This is a genomic window from Lutibaculum baratangense AMV1, assembly GCF_000496075.1.
GTDB lineage: Bacteria > Pseudomonadota > Alphaproteobacteria > Rhizobiales > Tepidamorphaceae > Lutibaculum > Lutibaculum baratangense.
On record NZ_AWXZ01000035.1, the window covers coordinates 228,895 to 251,470 of the forward strand.

Genomic DNA, 22,576 nt, shown 5'->3' on the forward strand with positions numbered 1-22,576 from the left:
GAAACAGCGAAACGGCGGCATCGCTGCCGCCGCTTTGTTGTTCCTGAGGTCTGCCGCCCGTCCTATCGCGGGAGCGACGTCTTGCCCATCAGCGCCTTGTCGATCGAGTGCGCGGCCTGCCGGCCCTCGCGAATCGCCCAGACGACGAGGGACTGGCCGCGGCGCATGTCGCCGGCCGCCCAGACCTTCGGGTGCGAGGTCAGATAGGCCATCGTGTCGGCCTTCACGTTGCCGCGCTGGTCGAGCTCGAAGCCCATCGTCTCGACGAGCCCCTCGGTGACCGGCCCGGCGAAGCCGATCGCGAAGAAGACGAGGTCGGCCTTGATGTAGAAGTCCGTGCCCTCGATCGGCTTGCGCTTCTCGTCGACGCGGATGCAGTGAACCCGCTTGACCCGCCCGTTGCGCCCTTCGATGCCGAGCGTCGCGGCCGAGAACTCCCGCTCCGCGCCCTCCGCCTGGCTCGACGACGTGCGGAACTTCGTCGGCCAGTAGGGCCACACGAGGAGCTTGTCCTCGTTGACCGGCGGGATCGGGCGGATGTCGAGCTGGGTCACCTGCACGGCGCCCTGCCGGAAGGCGGTGCCGACGCAGTCCGACGCCGTGTCGCCGCCGCCGATCACCACCACGTGCTTGCCGCCGGCGAGGATCGGTGCGCCGTCGATCTGCTCGTTGCCGATGCGCCTGTTCTGCTGCACGAGATAGGGCATGGCGTAGTGCACGCCCTCGAGCTCGCCGCCCGGCAGGCCCGGGTCGCGCGGCCGCTCCGCGCCGCAGGCCAGAAGCACGGCGTCGTGGCCCTCGACGAGCTCCTCGACGTCGACGTTCACGCCGATATTCGCGCCGTAGTGGAAGGTCACGCCTTCCGCTTCCATCTGCGCGACCCGGCGGTCGATATAGTGCTTCTCCATCTTGAAGTCCGGGATGCCGTAGCGCAGCAGGCCGCCGGCCCTCATCTCACGCTCGTAGAGATGCACGTCGTGGCCGGCACGCGCGAGCTGCTGCGCGCCCGCGAGGCCAGCCGGCCCCGATCCGATCACCGCGACCTTCCTGCCAGTCTTGTGCTTCGGCGGCTCCGGCCGGATCCAGCCTTCCTGGAAGGCCCGGTCGGCGATCACCTGCTCGATGCACTTGATCGAGACGGGCGTGTTCTCGAGGTTCAGCGTGCACGCCTCCTCGCAAGGGGCGGGGCAGATGCGGCCCGTCACCTCGGGGAAGTTGTTCGTCGAGTGCAGGTTGCGCGAGGCCTCCTCCCAGTCCCCGGCATAGACGAGATCGTTCCAGTCGGGGATCTGGTTGTTGACCGGGCAGCCCTGCGGCCCGTGGCAGAAGGGGATGCCGCAATCCATGCAGCGCGCCGCCTGGCGGCGCACCTCCGGCTCCTCCATCGGCAGCGTGAACTCGCCGAAATGGCGGATGCGGTCGGATGCCGGCTGGTACTTCAGATCCTGCCGGTCGATCTCGAGGAAGCCCGTTACCTTGCCCATGACGCTCTCCTCACTGCGCCGCCACGGCGGCCAGCCGGTTCTTCTCCTCCATCTCGCGCAGGGCGCGGCGGTACTCCACCGGCATCACCTTCACGAACTTCGGGCGGTACTCCTCCCAGTTCTCCAGGATGTGCCGGGCGCGTTCGGAGCCCGTGTAGTGGAGGTGGTTCGATATCAGCGTGTGCAGCCGCTCGTCGTCGTGCTTCGTCATGTCGGCGGAGACGTCGACGCGCCCGTGCCACTCGATGTCGCCGCCGTGGTGGTGCAGCCGCTCGAGGAGGTCGTCCTCCTCGGCCACCGGCTCGAGGTCGACCATCGCGAGGTTGCACCGCGCCTTGAAGTCTCCCTCCTCGTCGAGCACGTAGGCGACGCCGCCCGACATACCCGCCGCGAAGTTGCGGCCGACGCGGCCGATCACCGCCACGGCGCCGCCCGTCATGTACTCGCAGCCGTGGTCGCCCGTGCCCTCGACGACGGCGACGGCGCCGGAGTTGCGCACGGCGAAGCGCTCGCCGGCCACGCCGCGGAAGTAGCACTCGCCGGAGATCGCGCCATAGAGCACCGTGTTGCCGACGACGATCGACTCCTCGGGCATGCAGCGGCTCTCTTCCGCCGGCCGGATGACGATCCGGCCGCCCGAGAGGCCCTTGCCGACATAGTCGTTCGCGTCGCCGACGAGCTCGAGCGACACGCCGCAGGCGAGGAACGCGCCGAAGCTCTGCCCGGCCGTTCCGGTGAGCCTGATCGAGATCGTGTCCTCCGGCAGGCCTTCATGGCCGTAGCGCTTCGCGACCTCGCCGGAGAGCATCGCGCCGGCGGAGCGGTTCGTGTTGTTGATCGACTTGTCGATCTTCACCGGCTCGCCGCGCTCGAGCGCCGGCATCGCCTCCGCGATCAGCTCGCGGTCGAGCACGTCGTCGATCGGGTGCTTCTGCGTCTCGGTGTTCCGGATCGACACGTGCTCCGGCACGCTCGGCTTGTGGAAGACGCGACGGAAGTCGAGCCCCTCGAGCCGTGCCTGGTCGATCAGCGCCTCCTTGTCGAGCATGTCGGACTGGCCGATCATCTCGTTGACGCTGCGGAAGCCCATCCCGGCCATCAGCGCACGCACCTCTTCCGCGACGTAGAAGAAGTAGTTGATCACGTGCTCCGGCGTGCCCTTGAAGCGCTTGCGCAGAACCGGGTCCTGCGTCGCGACGCCGACGGGGCAGGTGTTCAGGTGGCACTTGCGCATCATGATGCAGCCGGCCGCGATCAGCGGCGCGGTCGAGAAGCCGAACTCGTCGGCACCGAGCAGTGCGCCGACGACGACGTCGCGCCCGGTGCGCAGGCCCCCGTCGACCTCGAGCCGGATGCGGCTGCGCAGGTTGTTGCCGACGAGCGTCTGGTGCGTCTCGGCGAGGCCCATCTCCCACGGGCTGCCGGCATGCTTCAGCGAGGTGAGGGGGCTCGCGCCCGTGCCGCCCTCGTAGCCGGCGATCGTGATGTGGTCCGCGCGCGCCTTGGCGACGCCGGCCGCGACCGTGCCGACACCGACCTCCGACACGAGCTTGACCGAGATGTCGGCGGCCGGGTTCGTGTTCTTCAGGTCGTAGATGAGCTGCGCCAGGTCCTCGATCGAGTAGATGTCGTGGTGAGGCGGCGGCGAGATGAGGCCGACGCCCGGCGTCGAGTGGCGGACCTTGGCGATCATCGCGTCGACCTTGTGGCCGGGCAGCTGGCCGCCTTCGCCGGGCTTGGCGCCCTGCGCCATCTTGATCTGGATCTGGTCGGCGTTGACGAGATACTCCGCCGTCACGCCGAAGCGGCCCGACGCCACCTGCTTGATCTTCGAGCGCTTCGTGTCGCCGTTCGGCATCACGACGAAGCGGTCGGCCTCCTCGCCGCCCTCGCCGGTGTTCGACTTGCCGCCGATCCGGTTCATGGCGAGCGCCAGCGTCTCGTGCGCCTCCTTGGAGATCGCGCCGTAGGACATCGCGCCGGTCGAGAAGCGCTTCACGATGTCGGCTGCGGGCTCCACCTCCCCGAGCGGAACCGGGCTGCGACCCGCCTCCTCGGCGCCCCGGATGCGGAACAGGCCGCGGATCGTGTTGCGGCGGCCCGCCTCCTCGTTCGTCAGCTTCGAGTACTGCTGATAGGTCTCGTAGGAGGCGCCGCGCACCGCGTGCTGCAGCGTCGCCACCGTCTCGGGGCTCCACATGTGGCTCTCGCCGCGCGTGCGCCAGGCATAGTCGCCGCCGACGTCGAGCGCGTTGCGCAGGACCGGGTCGTCGCCGAACGCGTCGACATGGCGGCGGAACGTGTCCTCCGCGACCTGCCGCAGCCCGATGCCCTCGATCAGCGTCGCAGTGCCGAAGAAGAAGCGGTCGACGAACTCGCTCGACAGGCCGACCGCGTCGAAGATCTGGGCGCCGCAATAGGACTGGTAGGTCGAGATGCCCATCTTGGACATGACCTTCAGGATGCCCTTGTCGACGGCCTTGATGTAGCGCTGCACGATCTCGCGGTCGTCGACCTCCTCGGGGAAGTCGTCGCGCATGTCGGTCAGCGTCTCGAAGGCGAGATAGGGGTTGATCGCCTCGGCGCCGTAGCCGGCGAGCACGCAGAAATGGTGCACCTCGCGCGCCTCGCCCGTCTCGACCACGAGGCCGACCGAGGTCCTGAGGCCCCGGCGGATCAGGTGGTGGTGCACGGCGGCGGTGGCGAGCAGGGCCGGGATCGGCACGCGGTCCGCCCGCACCAGCCGGTCGGACAGGATGATGATGTTGTAGCCGTCGAGCACGGCCCGCTCGGCGCGCTCGCACAGCCGCTCGATCGCGACCTCCATGCCCTCCGGCCCGCGCTCGGCGGAGAAGGTGATGTCGAGCGTCTGCGTGTTGAACTGGTTGTCGGCGATGTCGCCGATCGTGCGGATCTTCTCGAGGTCCTCGTTCGTGAGGATCGGCTGGCGCACCTCGAGCCGCTTCTTCGTCGACAGGCCCTCGAGGTCGAACAGGTTCGGCCGCGGCCCGATGAACGAGACGAGGCTCATGACGAGCTCCTCGCGGATCGGGTCGATCGGCGGGTTCGTGACCTGCGCGAAGTTCTGCTTGAAGTAGGTGTAGAGCGGCTTCGACTTCTCCGACATCGCCGAGATCGGCGTGTCGTTGCCCATCGAGCCGAGCGCCTCCTGGCCCGTCGTCGCCATCGGCGCCATCAGGATCTTCAGGTCCTCCTGCGTGTAGCCGAAGGCCTGCTGGCGATCGAGCAGGCTGACGCCGGTGCGCGGGGCGTTGCCCGGCACCGGCGGCAGCTCCTCGAGCACGATCTGCGTGCGCGACAGCCAGCTGCGATAGGGGTTCGCGTTGGCCAGCCTCGTCTTGATCTCCTCGTCGGAGATGATGCGGCCTTCCTCGAAGTCGATCAGCAGCATGCGGCCGGGCTGCAGCCGCCACTTGCGCACGATGCGGCTCTCGGGGATGTCGAGCGTGCCCATCTCCGAGGCCATCACGACGCGGTCGTCGTCGGTGACGAACCAGCGCGCCGGCCTCAGGCCGTTGCGGTCGAGCGTCGCGCCGATCTGCCGGCCGTCGGTGAAGGCGATCGCGGCCGGGCCGTCCCACGGCTCCATCAGCGCGGCGTGGTACTCGTAGAAGGCGCGCCGGTCCTCGTCCATCAGCGGGTTGCCGGCCCAGGCCTCCGGCACGAGCGTCATGACGGCGTGCGCCATCTCGTAGCCGCCCTGCACCAGGAACTCGAGCGCGTTGTCGAAGCACGCCGTGTCCGACTGGCCCTCGTAGGAGATCGGCCAGAGCTTCTGGATGTCGTCGCCGAGGAGCTCCGAGGAGACGCTCGCCTGCCGCGCCGCCATCCAGTTCACGTTGCCGCGCAGCGTGTTGATCTCGCCGTTGTGCGCGACCATCCGGTAGGGGTGGGCGAGCGGCCAGGCGGGGAAGGTGTTCGTCGAGAAGCGCTGGTGGACGAGGGCGAGGGCGGATTCCACCCGCTCGTCATTGAGGTCCGGATAGTACTCGCCGAGCTGGTAGGCGAGGAACATGCCCTTGTAGACGAGGGTGCGCGAGGACAGCGAGACGGGATAATAGTCCTCGTCCGCGACCTCTTCCATCTGCAGGCGCCGGTTCGACACGACCTTGCGGGCGATGAACAGGCGCCGCTCGAAGGCGTCCTGGTCTTCGAGACCCTCGGGGCGGCCGATGAAGATCTGGACGTGCTGCGGCTCGAGCTTCGTCGTCGTCTCGGAGAGGCAGGAATTGTCGACGGGCACGTCGCGGAAGCCGAGGAAGGGCAGACCCTCGTCCTGCAGCACCTCGCGCCAGAGATCCTCCATCACCTTCCGGGCCGCGTCGTTGCGCGGCATGAAGAGGTGGCCGACGCCGTAGTGGCCGGGCTCCGGCAGGTCGATGCCGAGCTTGGCGCACTCCTCCTTCAGGAAGCGGTGCGGGATCTGCATCGTCATGCCCGCGCCGTCGCCGGCGATCGGGTCGGCCCCGACCGCGCCGCGATGCGTCAGGTTGACGAGCATCTTCAGCCCGTCCTTCACGATGTCGTGCGAAGCCACGCCCTTCATATGCGCGACGAAGCCGACACCGCACGCGTCGAATTCGCGCTTCGGGTCGAAGAGACCCTCGGGGCGCCGTGCACTGTCAGAAGCCGATGGGCGTTCCATGGCCTGCTCTCCTTCGTCTCCCTGCCGCCTGTCGGCTTCCCCGGAAGCGGCGTCTCTCGGCCCACCGCCTCGCCCGACCGGCTGGCGGCACCTGCCATTCTTGCTTCGTGGAACGATGGCGGACGCGCCGCACGTGCTGCCAGCTGGCCGCAGCCTCGTCCGCGAGACCGGCCAGAATGGGTCAGCATCACTGTCCTATCAGGCCGCCAAAATGCCAGATTTATAACCGGCCCGCAAGGCTCGAAACGAAGCATTGTTGCGTTGGGGCCCGTTGCTGCGACACATCCGGAAAGGTGGAGCGCCGGCAGTGGCAGAAACCGGGAGAAGAGCCGCGTGGCGGCATGGCACGCTCCGTTGCCCCGAGGCGCCGAAGCTCGGCCTTGCGCTCCGGCTGCGGCGGGATAGGTTGGCGGCTTCCCGACCCGCCAAACGGATCCCTTCCAGCCCATGAACTTCGCAAGCGACAACACGGCCGGCGTCTCGCAGCCGATTCTCGACGCCCTCGGCCTCGCAAATGACGGCCGGGCCTCCTCCTACGGTGCCGACGAGTGGACGAAGAGGGCGACGGAGGCGCTGTGCGAGGTGTTCGAGCGCGAGGTCGGCGTGTTCCTCGTCCCCACGGGAACAGCGGCGAACGCGCTCGCCATCGCGGCCGCGACGCCGCCCTGGGGCGCCGTCTTCTGCCATGCCGACAGCCACATCAACACCGACGAGTGCGGCGCCCCGGAGTTCTATAGCGGCGGCGCGAAGCTCGTGACGCTCACCGGCGGCGGCGCCAAGGTCGACGCGGACGAGTGCGAGGCGATGCTGAAAGGCTGGGGCTTCGGCGTCGTCCACCAGGTCCAGCCGGCCTGCCTGTCGATCTCCCAGGCGAGCGAGTTCGGCCTCGTCTACAAACCGGACGAGATCGCCCGCCTGTCGGAGATCTGCCGCCGGCACGGGATGGCGCTCCACATGGACGGCGCCCGCTTCGCGAATGCCGTCGTCTCGATGAACGCGTCGCCCGCCGACATCACCTGGAAGGCGGGCGTCGACATCCTGTCCTTCGGTGCGACGAAGAACGGCGCGATGTGCGCCGAGGCGGTGGTCGTCTTCCGCGACGACCTGCGGGCGAGCCTCGGCTACCGCCGCAAGCGGGCGGCGCAGCTCTTCTCCAAGGGGCGGTTCCTTGGCGCCCAGATGGCGGCCTATCTCGAGAACGGCCACTGGCTCGAGCTCGCGGGCCGCGCGAACGTCGCGGCCGCGCGTCTCGAGGCCGTGTTCCGGAAGGCGACGGGTGCTCGCGTCGCGGGGCCGGTCGAGGCGAACGAGGTCTTCGTGTGGCTGAACGAGGCGGCGGACAGGGCGCTGAAGGGGGCGGGCGCCGTCTACTACGACTGGTCCGGGGATCCCGGCCTCGGCGTGCCGGGCGGAGCCGGCGAGAAGCTCTGCCGGTTCGTCACCGCCTTTGCGACGACCGAGGACCACATCGACGGCGTCGCCCGCGCCCTCGGAGCCTGACAAGAAGAAAATCGCGCCCCGTCTCCGGGGCGCGACACGGTGTCGATCAGCGGCTGCGCCGGTCCGTCCAGAGGGACGGTCAGGCGGCCTTCTGGTCGATGACCTTCTGCGGCTCGCCGCTCGCGATCTCGATCGTGCGGGGCTTCAGGGCCTCGGGGATCTGACGGACGAGCTCGACGTGGAGCAGGCCGTTCTCGAGCCGGGCGCCACGCACCTCGACATGCTCGGCGAGCTGGAAGCGGCGCTCGAAGGTGCGCTCGGCAATGCCGCGGTAGAGCACCTCGGACTTCGACTCGCCGTCGGCCTTCTTCTCGCCGCGCACGGTCAGCGCGTGCTCCTTGACCTCGATGGAAAGGTCCTCCTGGCCGAAGCCCGCGACCGCCATCGTGATGCGGTAGGCGTTCTCGCCCGTCCGCTCGATATTGTAGGGCGGATAGCCGGGCGTGCCGTTGTCGCCGTTCGACATGCCGTCGAGCATCGAGAAGAGCCGGTCGAAGCCGACGGTCGAGCGGTAGAGCGGGGAAAGGTCGTAGTGTCGCATCGCATATCCTCCTGTTGAAGCGACATGCCGCCGGACCCGCCGGAAAGGCCGGATCCGTTCGGTTTTCGTGCACCCGATCTCGGTATGGCGTGCACGGTCATAGATGTGGGTGGCGGCCGCGCGGCGTGCAAGAGGCTGCGGGCGGCCCCGGATGAACGCCACATGAACTCCCGGTTGGGTGGGGGTTCAGGCCGGCGGATGCACTCTCCCTCTCGTCGATTGAGGCGCCGGTGGCGCGAGACCTCGAGGAGAGAGAGATGATCAAGCCGACCATCATCGCCGCGACCGCCCTGTTTGCGGCCACGTTCCTGATGCAGCCGCAGGCCGAGGCCGCCCCCGCCGCCGCGTTCAAGCCGAGCGTGGAGACCTCGCAGGTCCAACTCGTCCACAGCCGGGACCGGGATCGCGACCGCCGCTGGGATCGCCGCCGCGACCGCTACGAGCGCGGCCGCCACCAACGTGGGGGCTGGCACCACGGCCCGCACCGCCGCGGCCACCTCGTGCGCACCTATCACCCCCGCTACGGCTGGGTCTGGGTCGAAGTCAGCCGCCGCGGCCATTCCGTCCACTGGCGCTGAGATGATATTCCCCGCCCTCCCTCGGGAGGTCGGGGCGGAGGACGGGCGCAACGTCTAGCCCCCGGAGCGCCCGGCCGACGCGCCGGCGGTTCCCCGACGGGAGCCGCCGGCGTTTCTTCGATCCGCCTTGAGCGTGGCGCGCGCCTTGCTGTAAAGCCGGGGCTCCTGGCCGCTGCGGAACGGACCCCATGACGCTCGTCGACATTCCGGAGAACCCCGTTCCGCCCGGCGCGGTCAGCGGCGAGATCGTCGCCAGCGACGGCGTCCGCCTGCGCTACGCGCGCTGGCCGAAGAAGGACGGCGTGGCGCTCAGGGGCACGGTCTCGCTCTTCGGCGGCCGCGCCGAGTTCATCGAGAAGTATTTCGAGGTCGTCGAGGACCTGAGGAGCCGCGGCTTCGCCGTCGCGACGCTCGACTGGCGGGGGCAGGGGGGCTCGCAGCGCCTGACCCGCAACCCGCGCAAGGGGCATGTGCGCCGTTTCTCCGACTACGAGAAGGACCTCGCGGTCTTCATGCGCGAAGTCGTGCTGCCCGACTGCCCGGCGCCGCACTACGCGCTCGCCCACTCGATGGGCGGGGCCGTGCTGCTGCGCCATGCCCGCAAGTCGACGAATCTCTTCGACCGCATCGTGCTGAGCGCGCCGATGGTCTCGCTTCACGAGCGCACGATGCCGGGACCCTTCCTCTCCCGCCTGATCGCCGTGCTGCGATATGCCGGGCTCGCGCGCCACTACGTGCCGGGTGGCGGCGACACGGCCGTCAACACCCAGCCCTTCGACACGAACCCCGTCACCTCCGACCGCGCCCGCTACGACCGCACGGAGGCGGTGCTGCGCGCCGCGCCGGAGCTCGGCCTCGGCGCTCCGACGATCGGCTGGGTGCACGCCGCGCTGTCGACGATCCGGCTCTTCGCCGGCCGGCGCTTTCCCGGGCAGGTGCACGTGCCGGTTCTGATCGTCGTCGCCGGCGCGGAAGCGATCGTGTCGAACCTCGCGATCGAGCGCCTGGCGCTTCGCCTGAAGACCGGCGGGCAGGTCGTCGTGCCCGGCGCGATGCACGAGCTCCTGATGGAGCGCGACATCTATCGCGAGCAGTTCTGGGCGGCGTTCGAGGCCTTCGCGCGGCCGGACGACCTCGACGCGCTCCTGCCGCCGCGCGAGACGCGGCGGGCCTGAGGAGCCCAATGAGGCGTCAGGCGGAGAGCCGCCGCATCGCCTCCCCGTGCAGGGCCCGGTCGCCGGCCGCCACCACGTGGCCGCCGGCCGAGGCCGGTCCGCCGTCCCACGCCGTCACAAAGCCGCCGGCGCCGCGCAGGATCGGTATGATGCCGACGATATCATATGGCTTGAGGCCGGCCTCCACCACGAGGTCCACGCGTCCCGCCGCGACCATCATGTAGGCATAGGCATCGGCGCTGTAGCGCACGAGGCGCGCCTCGGCCTCCACGCTCTCGTAGCGGGCGAGCGAGGCCGCGTCCGGCATCATCTCGGGCGTCGTCGTCATCAGGGTCGCCTCGGCGAGCGCCGCGCAGGGCCGCGTCTTCAGGGCGCCGCCGCCGCCGAAGCGGTCGCGCCGGTAGGCGACGCTCCCGTCCCCCCAGAACCGGTCGCCCACATAGGGCTGGTCGACGAGGCCGAAGACCGGCTCGCCGTCCTTTTCGAGGCCGATGATGGTCGTCCAGAGCGGGATGCCGGAGATGAAGGAGCGCGTGCCGTCGAGCGGGTCGAGCACCCAACGCCAGCCGCTGCCCGACCGCGTCTCCTCGAACTCCTCGCCGAGGACGCCGTGATCGGGATACTCCGCCGCGATCAGGTCGCGCATCGCCGCCTCGGCTCCCCGGTCGGCCTCGGTCACGGGATCGAACCCTGTGGCACCCTTGTCGTCGACGGCCAGGCTGCCGCGGAAGAGCCGCAATGTCACCGCGGCCGCAGCGTCGGCCAGTCGATGGGCGAAATCCTCGAATTCCCGGAAGTCCATCGGCCCGCGCTCGCTCCTTCGTCCCCGACGGCGCGCAGGCTAGATCAAGCCGTCTCCGGGCGGAACGGCGGTCACGAAAAAGTTGATCCGGATCCGGCCGGCTGCCGGCGGCCGTACAGTCCGCGTAACCGCTGCGCCGACGCGTGATTTTCCCGGAACGAAGCCGCCGTAGCGGCATTGTCATCGCGACCGGGCGGGCACATGGCTGCAATGCACGGGATGCGCACCGACGCGGTTGACTTGTGTGCGGTGCACGCGCATATTTTTGCAGTGCGGTATCGCCCTGCCGTTTCGCGGTACCGCACATGCCCTCCTTGGGCGTTTCCTCCCTAGACTTGGGCCGTCCTTCAGTGGACGGCCCTTTTTTTTGCGCAGTCGCGAGGCCGCCGCTCCGGAAACCTCCGGGCGCCGCATCCGTCGGTCCGCCGGAGCTTCGCCTATTCGGCCGCCTGCCGGGTGAGGAGGGTGTCGGGGGCGATCTCGGTCAGGCGCTGGCAGAGATGGCCGATGTCGTTGGCGAGCCAGGAAAAGCCGCTCGTCCGCTCGTACTTCACCTCGTCCATGTAGAGCGCGCGGTTGATCTCGATCTGCAGGGCGTGCTGGCCGGCCGCGGGCGCCCCGTAGGTCTCGGTGATGTAGCCGCCGGCATAGGGCTTGTTGCGCGTCACCATGTAGCCCAGGCGCTGCAGCGTCTCCTGCGCCACGTCGGTGATGATCGAGGCGCAGCTCGTGCCGTAGCGGTCACCGAGCACGAAGTCCGGGCGCCGCCGGGGCTCGCGGGTGATTCGGCTCGACGGCATCGAGTGGCAGTCGATCACGATCGCCATGCCGAACGTGCGCCGCGCGCGGTCGACGAGGCCCCGCAGCGTGTGGTGGTAGGGCTTGTAGTAGCGCTCGATGCGCTGCAGCCCCTCGCGGACCGACAGCCGGTCGCGGTAGATCTCGGCGCCGTCCGCGACGATCCTGGCGATCGTTCCGAGGCCGCCGGCGACCCGGATCGAGCGCGTGTTCACGTAAGGCGGGAGGGGGCCGTCGAACATCCGCGGGTCGAGCTCGTAGGCCTCGCGGTTCAGGTCGACGAAAGCGCGGGGGAAATGCGCCCGCATCAGCGGCGATCCGAGCGAGGTCGCGCAGGTGAAGAGCTCGTCGACGAAGGTGTCTTCCGACCGCCTGAGCGTCACCGCGTCGAGACGGGCCTGGTCGAGGAAAGCCTGGGGATAAAGGCGGCCGCTATGTGGCGAGTTGAACACGAAGGGGGACGCGATCCCGCCCTCGGGCATCAAGACCTCGAAGGGCGTGTCGAAATCCCTCGATTCGTTGTCGTTCATCGGGTTATTCAGGTCCATCCTCGCGGGGCGCTGAACTTTGCCAACATCGCTGGTCGAAGTCTATTCGGCAATTGCATGACGGCCGGCGATCCCGTATGGCCCGCCGGGTTGAGGGAATCTTCACCGCCTGTGAGGCGTTCTTGGTCGGCCCCTAGGAAGGGGAGATGAGGCTCCTGACGAACATGAACAAGATCCTGCTTGCCGAAGACGACAACGACATGCGCCGCTTCCTCGTGCGTGCGCTGACGAACGCGGGCTACGAGGTCATCGACTTCGACAACGGGCTGAGTGCCTATACCCGCCTCCAGGAAGAGAGCTTCACGCTGCTTCTGACGGACATCGTGATGCCGGAGATGGACGGCATCGAGCTGGCCCGCCGCGCGACCGAGCTCGACCCCGACCTGAAGGTGATGTTCATCACCGGATTCGCCGCCGTCGCGCTCAATCCCGATTCGAACGCGCCAGCCAATGCGAAGGTTCTCTCCAAGCCCTTCCACCTGCGCGATCTCGTGACGCAGGTGGAGCGCATGCTCGCCGCCTGACCGGTCGGCCGACCTAGCCCCTGCCGCGCCGGCGCTCCCGCTCCGGCTGGCGCCAGCGCCGGTGGAACCACAGCCACTGGCCCGGATGCTCCCGCACCCATCCCTCGATCGTCTCGTTGACGAGCCGCATCGTCGCCTCGACGTCGACGAGCCCCGCCTCGTCGCGGGGCAGCGTCAGCTCGTCCGTCAGCTCGACCCGGAACCGGTTGCCGGGCAGGCGGACGACGCGCGCGCCGTGGACGGGACAATCGAACTGCCGCGCGAGGCGGGCGAGCGTCGGGTTCGTCGGGGCTATCCGGCCGAAGAAGGGGATCTTCAGCCCCCGCGTCAGCCGCTGGTCGGCGAGCATGCCGAGATGGCCGCCCCGCTGGAGCACGGCGGCCATCGAGAAGGCGACCGCCTGGCCCGAGCCCGCGGCCAGCAGCTCGCCCATCGTGCCCTCGCGGATCTCCGCGATCTCCTGCGCCACCCGGGCGTTGTTCGGCGTGCGGTAGACGGCCGTCACGGGCAGGCCGTGGCGGGCCGCGCACACGGCCGGCAGCTCCCAGTTCGCGAGATGGGCCGAGAAGATGATCGCGGGCTTGCCGTCGTCCTTCAGCTTCATGAAGTTCTCGAGGCCCTGCACCTCCGTGCGGCCGGCGCCGGGATTTTCGGGGTCGAAGTCCCAGATCTCGGCGAGGTGGGGGTACTCCGCCCCGGTGCGCCCGAGATTCTCCCAGGCGTCGCGCAGGATCGCCTCGCGCTCCGCCTCGCTCTTCTCCGGGAAGGCGTGGGCGATGTTCTCGCGGCCGATCCGGTGCGTCGGCAGGAGCGGCCCGAACCGCCGCGCGACGCGGCCGCCGAGATCGCTCGCGCGGTCGGGACCGAGCGTGCGCACGAGGCGGTAGAACACGACCACCGCCTTCGCCGCGAGCCACTGGCTCGCAGCCCGCGCGCGGTGGCGCAGCCGCAGGAGAAGGAAGCCGTATCTGTACTTCAGCCGTTTCACGTGCCGGTGATCGCCTCTCAGAGCTCGACGACGATCTTGCCGAAGACGCGTCGGCTCTCCAGCCGGTCGAGCCCTTGCTGGATGTCGTCGAGCGCGATCCTGGTGTCGATGACGGGCCTGATCCCCGACGCCATCTTGTCGAGGCTCTGGGCGATGTTCGCCATCGTGCAGCCGAAGCTGCCGAAGATCTTCAGCTGCTGCTGGAAGAGCTGGTAGAGGTTCATCTGCGTCGAGACGCCGGAGGTCGAGCCGCAGGTGACGAGCCGCCCGCCGCGCTTGAGGCTCAGCATCGAGCCCGCCCAGGTGTCGGGGCCGACATGCTCGAACACGACGTCGACGCCCTTCTTCTTCGTGAGCTTCCTGACGACGCTTTCGAAGCGGTCCTCGCGATAGTTGATGACGTGGTCGGCGCCGAGCTCGGCCGCCTGCGCCGCCTTCTCGTCGCTCCCGACCGTGGTGATCACGGTCGCGCCGATCGCCTTCGCCATCAGGATCGCCGCCGTGCCGATGCCGCTGCCGCCGGCATGGACGAGGATCGTCTCGCCCGGCTGAAGCTTCGCGTTGTCGAACAGCATGTGCTGCACCGTGCCGAAGCCGATGCCCGCGCACGCCGCCTCGGCCGCTTCCACTCCGTTCGGCACCTTCACGAGAAGCCGCGCCGGCATGTTCGCGTATTCCCGCGCGAAGCCGTCGACGTGGAAGCCCATGACGCCCCCGACATTCTCGCAGAGATTGTCGCGACCCTCGCGGCAGGCGCGGCACTCGCCGCAGGTCAGGGCCCCGTACGGCACGACCTTCTCGCCCGGCGCGAAGCCCTCGACGCCCTCGCCGACGGATGCGACCTCGCCCGCGGCCTCGGCGCCGATCACGAGCGGCAGCTTGCGCTTCGCGAAGGCCATGCCGCGCCAGCCCCAGACGTCGATATGGTTGAGCGCCATCGCCCGGATGCGGACCTGCACCTCGCCCGGTCCCGGGGACGGGGGAGCGTCGGTCTCGACGAGTTCGAGTTGGCGGTCGGCGACGAGCTTGAGGGCGCGCATCGGTCTCTTCGGGTCCCTATTGGGCAGGGGGGCTGGCTAGCGCTGGATCGGCAGGCCGGACGACAGGCCGCCGTCGACCGGCAGGGTCGCGCCGGTGATATAGCCCGCCTGTGGCGAGAGCAGGAAGCCCACGACGCCGGCGATGTCCTCGGGCGTCGCGAAGCGCCCGAGCGGGATCTGCTTCTGAAGCGTCTCCCGCCGCTCCGCATAGGGCGCCATCATGTCGGTGTCGATGAAGCCCGGCGCGACGTAGTTCACCGTCACGCCGCGCCGCGCCGTCTCGGCCGCCAGCGTCTGGACGTAGCCGAGAAGCGCCGCCTTCGACGCGGCGTAGGCGGCGTTGCCGACGCTGCCGCGCAGCGCCACGACGGAGCCGATGACGACGATGCGCCCCTCGCGCGCCCTCGTCATCGGCCGCACGAGCGCCGGAACGAGCCGCGTCAGCGACCAGTAGTTGACCGCCATCACCTCCTCGGCGCGCGCCTGGTCCATCACGGCGGCGAGTGTGTCGTAGGTGTGGCCGGCATTGTGGACGAGGCCGTAGAAGGGCCCCGCCGCCTCGAGTTCGGAGCACAGGCGCGCGACGTCGTCGGTGCTCTTCAGGTCGGCCTGCAGCGTTTCGAAGGCCTGTCCGGGATAGGCTTGCCCGAGCCGCGTCGCAAGCTCCTCCGCCGGCCCGGCCGAGGCGTTGTAGGTGAAGACGACGTCGTGTCCCGCCGCGGCGAGCGTCTCGACGACGGCACGGCCGAGGCCACGCGCGCCGCCGGTCACGAGCGTCTTCCTGTTGCCCGGCCCGCTCATTGCGCCGGCTCGGCCGCGAAGATCAGGCAGACGTTCTGGCCGCCGAACCCGAAGGAGTTCGACATCACCCGCCTGACAGCCGCGTCCCGCGCCACATTCGGCACGACGTCGAGCGGGATGGCCGGATCCGGCACCTCGTAGTTGATCGTCGGCGGGATGCGGCCCTCTCTCATCGTCGTCAGCGAGAACACCGCCTCGACCGCGCCGGCAGCCGTCAGCGTATGGCCGATCATCGACTTGTTGGAGCTCACCGGCATCCGCGCCGTGCGCTCCCCGAAGACCGCCTCGAGGCCCATGTGCTCCATCTTGTCGTTCTCGGGCGTGCCGGTGCCGTGGGCGTTGATGTGGTCGACCTCGTCGGGGGATACGCCGGCATCGTCGAGCGCCGCGCGGATCGCGGCGATGATCGCGTGGCCGTCCGGGCTCGAGCGCGTGCGGTGGAACGAGTCGGCGTGCTCGCCGCAGCCTTCCACGACGCCCAGGATCTCGGCGCCCCGCGCCACCGCGTGCTCGAGGCTCTCCAGCACGAGGGCGCCCGCGCCCTCGGCCATCACGAACCCGTCGCGGTTCTTGGAGAAGGGCTTCGCGGCCGCCTCCGGCGGATCGTTCTGGGTCGACAGCGCGGAGAGGAGCGAGAAGCGGATCAGCGCCTCCGCATGGATCGACCCGTCCGTGCCCGCCGCGATCACGGCGTCGGCGTCGCCCCGCCGGATCGTCTCGAGACCGAGCTGGATCGCCGTGCCGCCGGACGCGCAGGCCGTCGACAGGGAGACGGGCATGCCCTTCGTGCCGTAGGTCTCGGCCAGGTGCTCCGCGACCGAGCCGAACAGGAACCGGCGGTGGAGCTCCGTCCCCTTCTCGCGCGCCACCGCGAGGAGGCGGGGATAGTCGATCTCGCCGCCGCCGCTCGTCGCCGCCGCCAGCGCCCGGCGCTGCGGCCATTCGAGCTCGACGGGCGGCACCGCGATGAACATCGGGCCGGGGAAGTCGCCCTTGCGCCCGATCGCCGCCTGCGCGACCGCCTCGCCGATCGCGAGGTCGGCCAGCCTCTCGGACAGTTCGGGCGCGGAGAACGGTTCGGCCGTCACGAAGTCGACCGTGCCGCCGATCTTCGTCCTCAGGTCGTCCGTCGGAAAGCGGGTGATCGCGTGGATGCCCGACCGGCCGGCCGTCAGGGCCGCCCAGTTGTCATGGAGCCCCGCGCCGAGCGAGGTCACCACGCCCATGCCGGTCACGACGACGATGGGGTGACCGTTGCGATCCCGGTAGCTCCTGCCACTGGTCGACATGATCAGTCTCCGGACGTGAGGGAAGGCCGCCTGCGTCAGGCCTTCCGCAACAGGGCCATGGCTTCGCCGCGCCAGTGGCCCCAGCAATTGACGAGAGCGCTGTCGGGCGCGGTGGCCGGCCGCTCATTTCCGCCGCGCGGGGCGAAGCTGCCGCCGTGTTTCAGGTTGATGGCGGCGAGGGCGACGAGGGCCGGGAACTGGATCTCGAGCCCGTGACCGATCGCCGAGCCGAGGGCCCTGACGGAGCCTCCGCCGTCGGCGAGCGGCTGGAGGAAGCCTTGCTCCTCCTCCGTCAGGCCGGCGATGCCGGTGGCGCCGGAGAAGACGGCGAGGCTGCCCTCGATCCCGCCTGCAAGCGCGTCGAGCTGCCGCCGCGCTGCCGCCGCTGCGTCGCCGGGGCCCCGCCGCGTGTAATCCGTCTGGACCCCCGAGATCCTCGCGATCGGCTCGGCGCCGCGTGCCCGCGCGTGGCTCTCGCTCTCGAGCACGAGAAACGCGCCGACCGAGCCCGTTATGACACCGCCGCCATGCGCTGCGCGCTCCCAGACCGGAGCATAGTCCTCCCGCCACTGGAAGCCGCCGAGCTCGAGGAGCAGCAGCATGTCCCAGCGCTCGGCGTTGTAGGATCCGCCGACGAGGCAGATCTCGCTCTGACCTGCGGCGATCCGCCCGTGTGCGCTCGAGATCGCGGACATGCCGGCCGCCTCCTCGCCCATCAGCGTGCGCGACGAGCCCGTCACCTTGTGGACGATCGAGATGTTGCCGGCCAGGAGGTTCGGCAGCTGCGCGAGGAACAGCGTCGGCCTGAGCTCGGTCGAGAGCTTCGCGTTGAGGAGCCGCTCGGGATCCTCGGCATCCCGCAGCGCCGTGACGATCGCCGAATCGACCTCCGCGTCGCGTTCGCCGCCGCCGGCCGCGACGATCATGTCGGTGCGGTCGAGCAATGCCTCGTCGCCCTTGACGCCGGCATCTTCCAGAGCGAGGCCCGCCGCGTAAGTGCCGATGCGCTGCCACGGCTCCATCTGCCGCTGGTCGCCCTTCTTGGGGATCTGGCGGTCGAGCTCGAGCGGCACGATCGGGTGAACGGGATAAGGCGCGAAGCGCTCGCGGTCGACATTCGGCCCGGCCCCGGCGACCAGCGCCTCGTGATGCGCCTCCTGGCCCTCGCCGAGGCTCGAGACGATGCCGATGCCGGTGATCCAGACGCTCCTGTCGCCGGCGCTCATCACGCGACCTCCAGCGGGAATCCGAGCCGCTCCGCATAGCTGCGCATCTCGGTCCGGAAGTCGGGGCTCGGGAACGGCATCACGCGGAAGGTCAGCTTCGCGCTCGCGACGGCCGAGCCCTCGTGGCGGATAGAGGCTTCGGTCATCGCGAAGCCCGAGCCGTCGTGCTCGACCCTGGCTTCGACGTCGAGCTCGTTTCCGGGCGTCACGAACCGCCTGAGCTTCGCCTCCCGCACGCCGGCGAGGAAGGGCATGCCTTCGAATCCGTTCATGCCGAGGATCGCGAAGCCCGAGGTCTGCGCCATCGATTCGATCAGGAGCACGCCCGGCATCAGCGGGTGGCCGGGGAAGTGGCCCTCGAAGATCGTGCTCTCCTCGGGAACGACCGCGCGCGCGCGCGCCGTCCCCGCCGCGGTGTCGACGGCCTCGATGCGGCTGATGAGCTGGAAGTACTCGGGCCTCATGTCGCGCCCCCGCCTGCCTCAGGCCGGCTTGGCGGCGGTCAGCTCGTCGATCCGGGCGCAGAGGTTCTTGAGGACGAAGTACTCCTCGGCGTCCGCCTTGCCTTCGTTCACGTCCTGCGTCCACTGCTCGAACGGCATCTTGATGCCGAACGCCTTGTCGATCGCGAAGGCGATGTCGAGGAAGTCGAGGCTGTCGATGCCGAGGTCGTCGATGACGTGGCTTTCGGGCGTGATCTCCTCGCGCGGAATGTCGCACGTGTCGGAAATGATGTCGGCGACCGTGTCGAAGGTGGACGACATGAGCAGGTGTTCTCCAAGGATGCGGATACGCCGGCCGGTGCGTCTCGCACGAGCAGACCCGCCCACCTTGCGGCGGCGCGGCATTTTTGCCCTCGTAGCCGAGCGCGGGAGGAAGTGCAATGCCCCTGCAGCACCATCAGCCGTGTCGGCAGGACCTCAAGGGCCGGAGGCCTCGCCCCGGATGCCGCGTGGGGCGTTTGCCTTTCGCGGCCGGAGATAGCAGATTCCGCCCTCCGGATCCCGAATCTCCAGCCTGCGGCAGGGGCATGAACGAGCTCGCACGTCTTCCCTCGGTCGAAAGGCTGGTGCAGGCCCCGGAAGCCGCTCCGCTGGTCGAGGCGCATGGCCGCCGGGCGGTGGTCGAGGCCCTGCGCGCCGTCCTCGCGGGTGCCCGCGAGGCGGTGCTGGAGGGAGGCGCCGCGGTGCCCGCGGAAGCCGAGATCCTCGCCTCCGCCGCCCGCGCTCTCGCGGCGGAGGCGGCACCGTCGCTGCGGCCGGTCCTCAACCTGACCGGCACGGTGCTGCACACCAATCTCGGACGCGCGCCCCTGCCGGAGGCGGCGGTCGATGCCGTCGCGGCGGTGGCGCGCGGGGCGTCGAACCTCGAATTCTCCCTCGACGAGGGCCGGCGCGGCGACCGCGACGACCATGTGGAGGACCGTTTGCGCCGCCTCACCGGCGCGGAGGCCGCGACCGTCGTCAACAACAACGCCGCCGCCGTCCTGCTCGTGCTCGACACTCTCGCGCGGGGGCGCGAGGCGATCGTGTCGCGCGGCGAGCTGATCGAGATCGGCGGCGCCTTCCGCATGCCCGAGATCATGGAGGGCGCGGGGGTGCGGCTGCGCGAGGTCGGCACCACGAACCGCACGCACGCCCGCGACTTCGAGGGGGCGATCGGCGAGGCGACGGGCCTCGTCCTCAAGGTCCACAAGAGCAACTACGAGATCTCGGGCTTCACGAAGGAGGTGCCGGAGCGCGAGCTCGCCGCCATCGCCCGCGCGCGGGGCATCCCCTTTGCCGTCGATCTCGGCAGCGGCAGTCTCGCGGACCTCGCGGGCTTCGGCCTGCCGCACGAGCCGACGCCGCGCGCGTGCCTCGAGGCCGGCGCCGATCTCGTGACCTTCAGCGGCGACAAGCTCCTGGGCGGCCCGCAGGCAGGCCTCGTCGTCGGCCGCGCCGACCTCGTGGCCCGGCTGAAGCGGAACCCGCTGAAGCGCGCGCTACGCTGCGACAAGATGACGATCGCGGCCCTGTCGGAGGTGCTGCGCCTCCATCTCGATCCGCCGCGCCTCGCCACGCGCCTGCCGGCCCTGCGCCTGCTGACGCGGCCCGAGCCGGAGATCCGCGCGATGGCGGACGCGCTCATGCCGGCCGTGGCCTCGGCGCTTTCAGGCCTCGCCGCCGTCGAGCGGGTCGAATGCGCGAGCCAGATCGGCAGCGGCGCCCAGCCGGTCGACCTCCTGCCGAGCGCGGGCCTCGCGATCGCGCCGCTAACTGATGGCGGCGTGGCGGGGCCATCCGCGTCCCGCATCCTCGCCGCGCTCCGCCGCCTGCCGTTGCCGGTCGTCGGGCGCATCGCGAAGGACCGGGTCGTCCTCGACCTGCGCTGCCTCGAGGATCCCGCCGCGCTCGCCGACCAGCTGCCGGCCTTGCGCGCGGCGCTGTCGCGGGAGGCGGAGGCGTGAGGAGGGCACTCGTCGGCGTCGTCGGCCATGTCGACCACGGCAAGACCGCGCTCGTGCGCGCGCTCACCGGCAGCGAGACCGACCGGCTTAAGGAGGAGAAGGCCCGCGGCCTGTCGATCGTGCTCGGCTTCGCGGTCCTGAAGCGGGCGGGCGTCGAGGTCGATCTCGTCGACATGCCTGGCCACGAGCGCTTCGTGCGCGCCATGATCTCCGGCGCCACCGGCATCGACGCGGTGCTCCTGGCGGTCGACGCCGGGGAGGGCGTGAAGCCGCAGACGGTCGAGCATCTCGACATCGCCGCCCTCGTCGGCGTCCGGCGCGGCGTCATCGCCGTCACGAAATGCGATGCCGCCGCCGCTGCCGACGTCGCGGCGGCGGGGGAGGCGGCGCGGGCGCTCTTCGACCGCCGCGGCATCGAGGCCCTGGCGGTGGCCGAGACCTCCGCCGTCTCCGGGCACGGGATCGATTTGCTGGCCGGCGCGCTCGCCTCGCTGGCCGCCGAGCCGGGCGAGCCCGACCCCGGCGCGCCGTTCTTCCTGCCGATCGACCGCAGCTTCACCGCTAAGGGCTTCGGCTCGGTCGTCACCGGCACGCTGCGGGGCGGCGCGCTTGCGGTGGGGCAGGAGGTCGAGATCGTGCCCTCCGGCCGGCGTGCCGAGCTGCGCGGCCTGCAGATCCACGGACAGGCGGCGGAACGCGCGCCGCCCGGCTGCCGCGTCGCCGCGAATCTGCGCGGGGTCGACCTCGAGGCCCTGCCGCTCGGCCACGCGCTGGCGGCGCCGGGCGCCCTCGTTCCCGCCCGCTGGCTCGACGTCAGCCTCGCCGTTCCGCCGGACGGGGCGCCGCTCCAGGGCGGGGCCCTCCTGAGCCTCCTCTCCGGCACCGCCGAGATGCCGGCGCGGCTCCGGCTTCTCGACCGCGACGAGGTGGCGCCCGGCGAGCGCGCGGTGGCGCAGCTGAGGCTCGCGCGGGAGCTCGCCGTGCCGGCGGGCGAGCCCTTCATCCTGCGCCTGCCGAGCCCGGCGCGCACGGTCGCGGGCGGCCGGATCCTCGATCCGGCCTCGCGCCGGCGCAAGCGTGGCGACCGTGTGGCCATCGACGCGCTCACCGCGCTCGCGGCAGGCGACGTCCGGCAGGCGCTCCTCCTGCGCCTCGGGCGCGCCGGGGGGAGGGGCATCGCCGTCGCCGATGCCGCGAGGCTCGCCGGCACGGGGCAGGACACGCTGCGCGGCCGCCTGGCGGAGTGGGGCGTCCCGGTCGCCGCCGAGATCGCCCTTCATCCGGAGACGTGGGCGCGGCTCGCCAGCGAGGCCGCGGACGCCGTCCGCCGCTTCGGCGAGGCGCATCCGCTCGAGGACGGGATGCCGGCTGCCGCGCTCCCGTCCGCACTGCCCGACGCGCCGCCGGAGGTCGCGCGGGCGGTCGCCGAGGGGCTCCTCGCGAAGGGCGTCCTCGTGCGCCGCGGCGGCGCCCTGAGGCCCGACACCTCGCGCCCGCGGCGGGAGCGCGACCAGCGTCTGCTCCAGGCCGTGGAGGGCGCCTTCCGTGAGGCCGGGCTGACGCCGCCCGACGAGGCGGCTGCCGTCGCGGGTGATGCCCGGAGGGGGGAGGCCGTCCGGCATCTCCTGCGCGAGGGCGTCCTCGTCCGCACGACCGACCGGGTCCAGAAGCGCACGATCGTCTTCCACCGCGACGCGGTCGCTCAGGCGAAGGCCGTCCTCACCACGCATCTCGCCGGAACAGACTTCCCGGCGAGGGAGGCCGGCGCCGCGCTCGGCGTCTCGCGCAAGTTCTCGATCCCTCTCCTCGAGCATCTCGACGCGGTCGGATTCACGCGGCGCGAGGGGGACCGGCGAAGGATCGTCGGGGAGAAGGCTGGCGAAGACGCCGCCTGAGCGTTAGAGGGGATGAGGAAAAGTGGGAACCGGTCTTCCGCCCGCATCCCGCCCGGAACCACTCGATGCGACCAAGTTCGTGATTTCCGGTCGAGCCGACCGGAAATCATGAAGGGGATCTAGGGAGAGCGTTCCGGAGGCGACAGGGGTCTGGTGGCCCTCCTGGTCTTCAAAACCAGAGACACGTCGACAAGGCGTGTGGTGGGTTCGATTCCCATCCGCCTCCGCCATCATCCCCCAGGAAACGCGAAAGGGGCGGCCATGCCGCCCCT

At 70.4% G+C, this 22,576-nt stretch carries 18 protein-coding genes and 1 tRNA gene; 7 read left to right on the forward strand and 12 right to left on the reverse strand.

What is annotated here, in order from left to right; genetic code table 11:
• Positions 1–62: 62 nt before the first annotated feature.
• Both N177_RS13050 and gltB read right to left on the reverse strand, forming a co-directional pair.
• Positions 63–1,484 (reverse strand): glutamate synthase subunit beta, encoded by a 1,422-nt coding sequence (locus tag N177_RS13050; RefSeq protein WP_023432828.1) that lies wholly within the window; start codon positions 1,482–1,484, stop codon positions 63–65.
• A 10-nt stretch (positions 1,485–1,494) separates the two neighbouring features.
• Entirely contained in the window at positions 1,495–6,150 is a 4,656-nt protein-coding gene (gltB, locus tag N177_RS13055; protein ID WP_051402370.1) for a glutamate synthase large subunit, read from the reverse strand.
• A gap of 447 nt (positions 6,151–6,597) precedes the next feature.
• Here gltB and N177_RS13060 point away from each other — a divergent pair, with 447 nt between their 5' ends.
• Positions 6,598–7,650 (forward strand): threonine aldolase family protein, encoded by a 1,053-nt coding sequence (locus tag N177_RS13060; protein ID WP_023432831.1) that lies wholly within the window; start codon positions 6,598–6,600, stop codon positions 7,648–7,650.
• A 79-nt stretch (positions 7,651–7,729) separates the two neighbouring features.
• Here the strand turns inward: N177_RS13060 and N177_RS13065 are convergent, their stop codons facing one another.
• On the reverse strand, positions 7,730–8,191 hold the full coding sequence (locus tag N177_RS13065; RefSeq protein ID WP_023432832.1) for an Hsp20 family protein: 462 nt from the start codon (positions 8,189–8,191) through the stop codon (positions 7,730–7,732).
• A 257-nt stretch (positions 8,192–8,448) separates the two neighbouring features.
• Here N177_RS13065 and N177_RS13070 point away from each other — a divergent pair, with 257 nt between their 5' ends.
• Positions 8,449–8,769 (forward strand): hypothetical protein, encoded by a 321-nt coding sequence (locus N177_RS13070; protein ID WP_040485720.1) that lies wholly within the window; start codon positions 8,449–8,451, stop codon positions 8,767–8,769.
• Between the two features lie 188 nt (positions 8,770–8,957).
• Positions 8,958–9,944: an alpha/beta fold hydrolase gene (locus tag N177_RS13075; RefSeq protein ID WP_023432834.1), complete on the forward strand. Its 987-nt coding sequence runs from the start codon at positions 8,958–8,960 to the stop codon at positions 9,942–9,944.
• Positions 9,945–9,960: 16 nt separating this feature from the next.
• On the opposite strand, the gene hisN is transcribed toward N177_RS13075, so the two are convergent.
• Both hisN and N177_RS13085 read right to left on the reverse strand, forming a co-directional pair.
• Positions 9,961–10,746, reverse strand: coding sequence for a histidinol-phosphatase (hisN, locus tag N177_RS13080; RefSeq protein ID WP_023432835.1), 786 nt, complete (start codon positions 10,744–10,746; stop codon positions 9,961–9,963).
• A gap of 437 nt (positions 10,747–11,183) precedes the next feature.
• Complete coding sequence (locus tag N177_RS13085; RefSeq protein WP_023432836.1) at positions 11,184–12,074, reverse strand: N-formylglutamate amidohydrolase; 891 nt, start codon at positions 12,072–12,074, stop codon at positions 11,184–11,186.
• A 182-nt stretch (positions 12,075–12,256) separates the two neighbouring features.
• Here N177_RS13085 and cpdR point away from each other — a divergent pair, with 182 nt between their 5' ends.
• The gene (gene cpdR / locus N177_RS13090; RefSeq protein WP_040485784.1) at positions 12,257–12,616 is read left to right on the forward strand and encodes a cell cycle two-component system response regulator CpdR; all 360 of its coding nucleotides are present in this window, start codon (positions 12,257–12,259) and stop codon (positions 12,614–12,616) included.
• 13 nt (positions 12,617–12,629) lie between these two features.
• Here cpdR and N177_RS13095 read toward each other — a convergent pair whose 3' ends face one another.
• From N177_RS13095 to N177_RS13125, 7 genes are read right to left on the reverse strand one after another with little or no spacing between them, the layout of a single operon-like run.
• The gene (locus N177_RS13095) at positions 12,630–13,604 is read right to left on the reverse strand and encodes a lipid A biosynthesis lauroyl acyltransferase (protein ID WP_023432838.1); all 975 of its coding nucleotides are present in this window, start codon (positions 13,602–13,604) and stop codon (positions 12,630–12,632) included.
• Between the two features lie 17 nt (positions 13,605–13,621).
• Positions 13,622–14,644, reverse strand: coding sequence for a zinc-binding dehydrogenase (locus N177_RS13100; protein WP_023432839.1), 1,023 nt, complete (start codon positions 14,642–14,644; stop codon positions 13,622–13,624).
• A gap of 36 nt (positions 14,645–14,680) precedes the next feature.
• Positions 14,681–15,445 carry an SDR family oxidoreductase gene (locus tag N177_RS13105; RefSeq protein WP_023432840.1) on the reverse strand — a complete coding sequence of 255 codons (765 nt, stop codon included), beginning with the start codon at positions 15,443–15,445 and terminating at the stop codon, positions 14,681–14,683.
• Positions 15,442–16,734, reverse strand: a complete 1,293-nt coding sequence (locus N177_RS13110) for a beta-ketoacyl-ACP synthase (RefSeq protein WP_023432841.1) — start codon at positions 16,732–16,734, stop codon at positions 15,442–15,444. Before N177_RS13110 ends, N177_RS13105 begins: the two co-directional genes overlap by 4 nt.
• Before the next feature lie 35 nt (positions 16,735–16,769).
• On the reverse strand, positions 16,770–17,960 hold the full coding sequence (locus tag N177_RS13115) for a beta-ketoacyl-ACP synthase (protein ID WP_040485721.1): 1,191 nt from the start codon (positions 17,958–17,960) through the stop codon (positions 16,770–16,772).
• The gene (locus N177_RS13120; protein ID WP_023432843.1) at positions 17,960–18,424 is read right to left on the reverse strand and encodes a 3-hydroxyacyl-ACP dehydratase FabZ family protein; all 465 of its coding nucleotides are present in this window, start codon (positions 18,422–18,424) and stop codon (positions 17,960–17,962) included. Before N177_RS13120 ends, N177_RS13115 begins: the two co-directional genes overlap by 1 nt.
• A gap of 18 nt (positions 18,425–18,442) precedes the next feature.
• Positions 18,443–18,724, reverse strand: a complete 282-nt coding sequence (locus N177_RS13125) for an acyl carrier protein (protein ID WP_023432844.1) — start codon at positions 18,722–18,724, stop codon at positions 18,443–18,445.
• A 266-nt stretch (positions 18,725–18,990) separates the two neighbouring features.
• On the opposite strand from N177_RS13125, the gene selA reads away from it, so the two are divergent.
• The 3 genes from selA to N177_RS13140 all read left to right on the forward strand — a co-directional run bounded on the left by selA (position 18,991) and on the right by N177_RS13140 (position 22,534).
• On the forward strand, positions 18,991–20,409 hold the full coding sequence (selA, locus tag N177_RS13130; RefSeq protein WP_023432845.1) for an L-seryl-tRNA(Sec) selenium transferase: 1,419 nt from the start codon (positions 18,991–18,993) through the stop codon (positions 20,407–20,409).
• A complete protein-coding gene (gene selB, locus N177_RS13135; RefSeq protein WP_023432846.1) occupies positions 20,406–22,304 on the forward strand; it encodes a selenocysteine-specific translation elongation factor in 1,899 nt (632 codons plus the stop codon). Before selA ends, selB begins: the two co-directional genes overlap by 4 nt.
• A gap of 135 nt (positions 22,305–22,439) precedes the next feature.
• Positions 22,440–22,534: transfer RNA gene (locus N177_RS13140), tRNA-Sec, on the forward strand.
• The last annotated feature ends 42 nt before the right edge of the window (positions 22,535–22,576 follow it).

Excerpts from the sequence above, each read along its gene's own strand:
- N177_RS13105 (WP_023432840.1), bottom strand. The coding sequence starts at position 15,445 with ATGAGCGGGCCGGGCAACAGGAAGACGCTCGTGACCGGCGGCGCGCGT.
- N177_RS13100 (WP_023432839.1), bottom strand. The coding sequence starts at position 14,644 with ATGCGCGCCCTCAAGCTCGTCGCCGACCGCCAACTCGAACTCGTCGAG.
- N177_RS13075 (WP_023432834.1), top strand. The coding sequence starts at position 8,958 with ATGACGCTCGTCGACATTCCGGAGAACCCCGTTCCGCCCGGCGCGGTC.
- N177_RS13085 (WP_023432836.1), bottom strand. The coding sequence starts at position 12,074 with ATGAACGACAACGAATCGAGGGATTTCGACACGCCCTTCGAGGTCTTG.
- N177_RS13060 (WP_023432831.1), top strand. The coding sequence starts at position 6,598 with ATGAACTTCGCAAGCGACAACACGGCCGGCGTCTCGCAGCCGATTCTC.
- N177_RS13070 (WP_040485720.1), top strand. The coding sequence starts at position 8,449 with ATGATCAAGCCGACCATCATCGCCGCGACCGCCCTGTTTGCGGCCACG.
- N177_RS13050 (WP_023432828.1), bottom strand. The coding sequence starts at position 1,484 with ATGGGCAAGGTAACGGGCTTCCTCGAGATCGACCGGCAGGATCTGAAG.
- cpdR (WP_040485784.1), top strand. The coding sequence starts at position 12,257 with ATGAACAAGATCCTGCTTGCCGAAGACGACAACGACATGCGCCGCTTC.
- N177_RS13125 (WP_023432844.1), bottom strand. The coding sequence starts at position 18,724 with ATGTCGTCCACCTTCGACACGGTCGCCGACATCATTTCCGACACGTGC.
- gltB (WP_051402370.1), bottom strand. The coding sequence starts at position 6,150 with ATGGAACGCCCATCGGCTTCTGACAGTGCACGGCGCCCCGAGGGTCTC.
- N177_RS13120 (WP_023432843.1), bottom strand. The coding sequence starts at position 18,424 with ATGAGGCCCGAGTACTTCCAGCTCATCAGCCGCATCGAGGCCGTCGAC.
- N177_RS13065 (WP_023432832.1), bottom strand. The coding sequence starts at position 8,191 with ATGCGACACTACGACCTTTCCCCGCTCTACCGCTCGACCGTCGGCTTC.
- hisN (WP_023432835.1), bottom strand. The coding sequence starts at position 10,746 with ATGGACTTCCGGGAATTCGAGGATTTCGCCCATCGACTGGCCGACGCT.
- selA (WP_023432845.1), top strand. The coding sequence starts at position 18,991 with ATGAACGAGCTCGCACGTCTTCCCTCGGTCGAAAGGCTGGTGCAGGCC.
- N177_RS13110 (WP_023432841.1), bottom strand. The coding sequence starts at position 16,734 with ATGTCGACCAGTGGCAGGAGCTACCGGGATCGCAACGGTCACCCCATC.
- N177_RS13115 (WP_040485721.1), bottom strand. The coding sequence starts at position 17,960 with ATGAGCGCCGGCGACAGGAGCGTCTGGATCACCGGCATCGGCATCGTC.